We start from the raw sequence: 5,663 nt of genomic DNA, 5'->3' as shown, positions 1-5,663 counted from the left end.
GTGATAGCGAAGATCGCCGGCACCGAATCCACCGCGAACACGAGGTCGACGAACTCGATCATCACCAGCGCCAAGAACAAAGGCGTAGCATAGGTGACGATCTTGCCGCTGACCGGGTGGGCCGCCTTAGTAAAGAAATGGTTGCCGTCTATGTGGGAGGTGACCCGGAACACCCGACGGGTGATCTTCAGGACCGGGTTGTTGGCAATATCGGGCTTGCTGTCCACCGAGACCAGCAGCTTGATGCCGGTGAACAGGAGGAACGCGCCGAACAGGTACATCACCCAGTGGAATTCCCGGACCAGTGCGGCGCCCAGGAAGATCATCGTGCCGCGCATGACGATCACGCCGATGATCCCCCAGAACAGCACCCGGTGCTGGTAGATCCTGGGGATGTGAAAATAGGTGAAGATCAGGGAGATGACGAAGACGTTGTCGAGCGAGAGGCTCCACTCGACCAGGTAGCCGGTATAGAACTCGGCGGCGGCATTGCCGCCCATCTGCCAGAGCACGTAGAGGCCGAACAGGCCGGCCAGACCCATGTAGCCGGCGGAGAGCAGCATCGACTCCCGGACGCCGATCTCGCGCTGCTTGCGGTGCAGCACGCCCAGATCGAGCACGAGGATGGTCAGGACGATGCCGAGGAAGAGCAGCCACATCCAGGCTGGCTTGCCCATGACGGGCGTGGCGACGAGGAGTGCGAGATCCATATCTGTGTCCGTCTCTTACGGCAGACCGGATGCCGACCTGCCAGAGGAGGCAGTCCGACATCACAGCCGCAAAGACGGCTGCCAGAGGGGCCCGGACCCATCGCGGCAGAGATTAGGCACAGGCAGCGGATGTTCAAGGGGGCGCGCGCATCTGGCACTAGACGCCCGCATTGCTGTCGTGTCTGGCTTGAGACCTGCAAAACCCGGAGGAACGCTTGGCATCCAGCCTGCATTTCTGGGACCATTCGATCCTGCCGCCGGTGCTCGACCGGGTGATGGCCCGCAGCATGTTCGGCCGGCTACGCGCCAAGGCCACGGCGCCCGCATTCGGGCGGGTGCTGGAGATCGGGATCGGCTCGGGCCTGAACCTCGGCTACTATCCGCGGTCGCTGGAAAGCGTGATCGGGGTCGACCCGTCCATGCCGCTGCTGCGCCGGGCGCATCGGCGCGCCGCCTGGATGGCGTTCCCGGTCCATCTGCGCCAGGGCCGCGCCGAGAATCTGCCGGTCGCCGACCAGTCGGTAGACGTCGCCGTCTCGACCTGGACCTTGTGCTCGGTGGACGACCCGGAGCGGGCGCTGGCGGAGCTGCGCCGGGTGCTGCGGCCAGGCGGCCTGCTCTGCTATTGCGAGCATGGGCTCTGCCCGGACCCCGCCACCGCCGCCTGGCAGCGCCGGCTCACCCCGGCATGGCGGCGCCTGGCCGGCGGCTGCCGCCTGGACCGCCCGCACGAGCAACTGATCGAGGCCGCGGGCTTCCGGATCGAGCGGCAGGTGGCCGGCCGCCTCCTGCCGGGCCCGGCGGTCCTCGGCTGGCACCAGCTCGGCCTGGCGCGGATCTAGGTGACCTGGTCGATCTCCTCGGGCGTGAGGTCGCCCGGCACCAGGGTCACCGGGATGCGGATGCTGCCGCCTAGGTGTGACATCAGGTAGGTGACGATCGGGCCGGGCGAACTGCCCTTGGCCGTGCCCAGCACTAGCAGCGAGATGGTCTTGTCCTCCTGGAGCAGCTTGACCACCTCCTCGCGCCGGTCGCCCTCGCGCAGGTGGAGGATCGGCATCTTGCCGGTCATCCGGTAGGCCTCCTCGGCCATCCGGTGCAGCAGGGCCTCGGCATCGCGGCGCTGGTCGTCCTCGATGACCTGGCCCACGCCTAGCCAGTTGCCGAGGTCAGCGGGCTCGACTACGGCCAGGAGTGCCACCCGGCCGCCGGAGTGCTGGGCGCGGCGCCCGGCAAAGCGCAGGGCGTTGCTCATCTCCTCGGTCTCGTCGGCCACCACCAAGAAGACCCGCTCCAGCAGGCGGCCGGGCGCGTCGGCTTCTTCGGCCATGGGCTCAACTCCTTCGGAACGCGATGTTGGCGAGCCAGCCGGCAGTGACCGCCAGAACGAGCGTGACAAGGCCGTACCACATGCCGTGGCGCTGCGCGAAGTCGGTGAGGTCCGCCTCCAGCCCCACCTTCGAGACAGTAAGGATGCTGGCCTGCGCCTCCACGACCTGATTGGCGACCACGCGCAGCACCTGGACCTGATAGGGGCCCGACGCGACGTTGGCGGGGAAGGCCAGGGTGGTGCGGAACAGCCGGTCGCCCAGCATCGACACCTCGCCCGTGGCGCTCGGGTAGAGGCCGTTGCGCTGCTGCAGGGTGATCAGGGCCTCGCGGAAGCGCGCGATCCGGTGCGGGTCGAAGGCGGCCACCGGGGTCAGGCGCAGTGACGCCACTCCCATCTCATGGCGCGCGCGCAAGGGCGGGGTGGTGAAGCTCTCAATCGGCCGGGTCGCCGCCACCGCATAGAAGCTCGGCACGCCGGTGAAGGTCATCTCGTCGCCGGGCAGCCAGACCCCGGCCATGCGCTCGCGCTGCCGGACGGTGCGGTTGGTGCGCGGGCCGGTCACCACCACCACGACGTCGCCGCCGGTCTCCTCCAGCGCGCCGAACAGGAGCACGTCGCTGCCGGTGAACGCGGTGGTGATGGCGATCAGGTGATGCGACAAGTCAGCGACCAAGCCGGCAGCCCGGGCCGCCAGGCCGCCGGCTAGCAGGACCAGCACGACCAGCAGGCCGGCGCGGGCAGCTCGGCTCACTCGACGCTCCGGCCGGTCGGCGGCTCGTCCGGCCCGGCACCGGCATATAGCCGTCCCAGCGTCACGATCAGCTCCCGGGCCTCGCTGGAGGCCAGGGAATACCAGACGGTCTGCGCATCGCGGCGGGCGCGGACCACGTTCTCCCGGCGCAGCCGGGCCAGGTGCTGGGAGATCGCCGACTGGCTGAGCCCAGTCTGGCGCGCCAGCTCGCCCACCGAGCGCTCCTTGGCGGCGATGCGGCACAGGATGGTCAGCCGGTGCTCGTTGGCCATGGCTCTGAGCAGTCGGCTGGCATGCTCCGCCCGCCCGGCCAACAGCACCGTCTGCATCGTTCACCTCCCCCGGTTCCGCCCAGCAGGCTCAGGCGCCGGCGCTCTCAGGCGCTGGGCAGCCCATTTCGGAGATTGCTGCGCGCAGGCCGGGCTACCGGCTGAAGAACGAACGACCTTCCAGAACGCGCAGGGTCTGCCGGCATCCGACCGCCAGGGCGAGAGTGCCGAGAATCGCGGCCGGTAGCAACGCGGCTGATCCGGCGACGGCCAGACCGAAGCTGCAGACCCCGGCGAGCCCGCCGCCCAGGCCCATGAGCAGGCCGCCCAGGAGATGGCGCTGGAGGTCGCCCGCATCAGCGAACCCCTCGAAGCGGTGGCTGCGCCGCACCAGTCCCAGCAGCGCGGCACCGGCGAGCGTGCCCAGCACGAGCATGGCTCCGGCATGAGCACCGGGACCCGAGGACCAGCGGGCGAGCAGTTCCCCCAGCGGCAGGATGAAGGATGGCATCGGCGGCAGGGGCCCGGCCGCCACCAGGAGATGCCAGAGCGGGACCGTCAGGCCCAGCAGGGCACCGGCTGCGATGTCCTGGCGGGCCCGACCGCGCTCGCGCGCCGGCAGCAGCACCCAGGCAGCCAGGGCCAGGGCCGCCAGTACTGCTACGGGCGGCAGCAGGCCGGGCGGCAGCGCCACCACGGTGGCCGGCCAGTGTAGCCAGGCTGCCGGCGCGGCGAGGATGCCGCCGGTAAGGGCCAGGGCGACCAGCCCCGCCACAAGCAGGGTGAGCCCTGCCTTGGCGCTGCCCAGGCCCGCGCGCACCAGGTTGCGGGTGATGCAGCCGCCGGCCACCGTCATGCCGGCGCCGAACGCGAGCGGCCCCAGCAGTGCTGCCAACCAGGGCAACTCGCTCTGCCCGGAGCCGAACACCGGCCAGCCGAGGAAGGCCAGCAGGGAGGTGCCGGCCAGCGCCACCGCGAGTGCCATCGCGATCCCGCGCAGCCGCCTGGTGCTGCCGAACAGGAAGAAGTCGGACAGCGCACCCATGGTGCAGAAATGGGAACGCGCCGCGACGGCCCCGAACATGAGGCCGATCAGCAGCGGCATGATCGTCTGGAACAGGGCGGGAATGGTCAGGCGTCGTGCTCGCGCGCTGCCAGCGGGTCGGCCAGGACGTCGCTACCTGACAGGCGCCGGATGGCACCTTCCAGATAAGCGCCCTCGTCGATCTGCAGCACGTCGTGATGGATGTCGGCGAACACCCGGCAGCCGCGGATCAGATGGACTCGGCGGGCATGCACGCTGCCCCGCACCAGGCCGTGCAGCACGACCTCGTCCGCTTCGATCCGGCCGTTGATCTCGCCGTCGCGGCCGAGCGTCACCATGCGCGCCTCGACCCCGCCCTGGATCCGGCCGTCGATCAGGAGATGGCCATCGGCGGTCACATCGCCCGTGATCATCAGGTCGGAGCCCAGGATGGTCGGCGCACCCCGGCCGCTGCCGGACAGGGCGGGCACGCCGCCGCGCGGGGCCGTGGGGATCAGGGCCGTGCCGGTGGCGGTGCTTTCCCGGGCGGCGGCAGCAGCCTCCTTCGCGCGCTTATTCCTGCGAAAGAACATGGGCCAAGCGCACACGCGCCTCCAGGAAGTCGGCAGGGTCGACGGCCACTCCGTCGACCCGGATCTCATAATGCAGATGCCGCCCGGTGCTGCGGCCTGTCGAGCCGATCTCGCCAAGGGCCGTACCCTGCGTCACCTGCTGGCCGACCTTTACCGCGATCCCCGCCAGATGTGCATAGCGTGTCGTCACGCCGAAGCCATGGTCGATCTCGACCATGTTGCCATAGGCGCCGGCCCGCCCGGCAAAGGTCACGCTGCCCGGCCCGGTGGCGACCGCTAGGCCGTCGGAGCCCGGCGTGAAGTCCAGTCCGGTATGCATCGCCTTGCGCCGGGTGAACGGATCGGCGCGCACCCCGAAGCCGCTGCGGGTCTCCGCGTCCGCGACCGGCATGCCCAGCGGCAATGCAGTGAGGATGCCGCTCAGCAGGTCGACGGCGCGGGCATCCGCGCCCAGCTCGGGCGGCAACGGCACCAGCGTGCTGCGCCCGGCTCCCGGATCGGTCAGGGAAAGCGGCACGTATGGGCCGCCTTCGCCGCTGAGCTTCGCCTGCGCCTGCTCCACCAAAGGCTCGACTCGCATGCCGGACGTCCGCAGCACGCCACGCAGCATGCCGTAGTGCTGCTTCACCCAGGTCTGGAACTGCTCCTTGGTCGCGGCGAGCTCGGCATCCTTCTGGTCCAGCTCGGTGGCGAGCGCCGCACTCTTGGCGGCGAGCGCCCGTACCGTCACCTCGGCCGCCGCCTGGTCGGCCAGCGCCCGGTCCAGCGCATCGGCCAGCCGGTCGGAGACGGACTGCCCGTCCGTCGGGGAGAAGCCGTGTCCGGCCGACAGCCGCTCGAGCGCCGCCGCGACCTGAATGCGCCGCGCGTCCGCATCCGCCATCTTGGTCGGCAGGTTGGCGGGCATGTCGAGCCGGCCGTCCTGCAGGTCCGCGAGCAGGCCGATGGTGCGCTGCTGGTCCGCGGACGCACGGCTCAGGGCT

At 70.3% G+C, this 5,663-nt stretch carries 8 protein-coding genes; 1 reads left to right on the top strand and 7 read right to left on the bottom strand.

The genetic code is table 11. The features are described from left to right. A partial coding sequence (locus EQG76_RS11065; protein ID WP_159713346.1) for a TerC/Alx family metal homeostasis membrane protein occupies positions 1–710 on the bottom strand: 710 nt, incomplete at its 3' end. Between the two features lie 215 nt (positions 711–925). On the opposite strand from EQG76_RS11065, the gene EQG76_RS11060 reads away from it, so the two are divergent. Next, positions 926–1,552 carry a class I SAM-dependent methyltransferase gene (locus tag EQG76_RS11060; protein WP_159713333.1) on the top strand — a complete coding sequence of 209 codons (627 nt, stop codon included), beginning with the start codon at positions 926–928 and terminating at the stop codon, positions 1,550–1,552. Here EQG76_RS11060 and EQG76_RS11055 read toward each other — a convergent pair. From EQG76_RS11055 to EQG76_RS11030, 6 genes are all read right to left on the bottom strand, one after another. Further along, positions 1,549–2,040 (bottom strand): universal stress protein, encoded by a 492-nt coding sequence (locus tag EQG76_RS11055; RefSeq protein WP_159713331.1) that lies wholly within the window; start codon positions 2,038–2,040, stop codon positions 1,549–1,551. The genes EQG76_RS11060 and EQG76_RS11055 overlap by 4 nt on opposite strands. A 4-nt stretch (positions 2,041–2,044) precedes the next feature. After that, the gene (locus EQG76_RS11050; protein WP_235031314.1) at positions 2,045–2,794 is read right to left on the bottom strand and encodes a TIGR02186 family protein; all 750 of its coding nucleotides are present in this window, start codon (positions 2,792–2,794) and stop codon (positions 2,045–2,047) included. After that, positions 2,791–3,123, bottom strand: coding sequence for an ArsR/SmtB family transcription factor (locus EQG76_RS11045; protein WP_159713329.1), 333 nt, complete (start codon positions 3,121–3,123; stop codon positions 2,791–2,793). The genes EQG76_RS11050 and EQG76_RS11045 overlap by 4 nt, the downstream gene beginning before the upstream one ends. Before the next feature lie 94 nt (positions 3,124–3,217). Then, entirely contained in the window at positions 3,218–4,168 is a 951-nt protein-coding gene (locus tag EQG76_RS11040) for a YeeE/YedE thiosulfate transporter family protein (protein WP_159713327.1), read from the bottom strand. Positions 4,169–4,194: 26 nt separating this feature from the next. Continuing rightward, positions 4,195–4,680 carry a bactofilin family protein gene (locus EQG76_RS11035; RefSeq protein ID WP_159713325.1) on the bottom strand — a complete coding sequence of 162 codons (486 nt, stop codon included), beginning with the start codon at positions 4,678–4,680 and terminating at the stop codon, positions 4,195–4,197. Further along, on the bottom strand, positions 4,661–5,663 hold a 1,003-nt coding region (locus EQG76_RS11030), incomplete at its 5' end, for a M23 family metallopeptidase (protein ID WP_159713323.1). The genes EQG76_RS11030 and EQG76_RS11035, both read right to left, overlap by 20 nt.

The sequence above is a fragment of the Geminicoccus flavidas genome, from assembly GCF_009806515.1.
GTDB classification, from domain to species: domain Bacteria; phylum Pseudomonadota; class Alphaproteobacteria; order Geminicoccales; family Geminicoccaceae; genus Geminicoccus; species Geminicoccus flavidus.
Note: the sequence above shows the minus strand (reverse complement) of the source record. Positions and strands in the feature narration are given on the sequence as shown.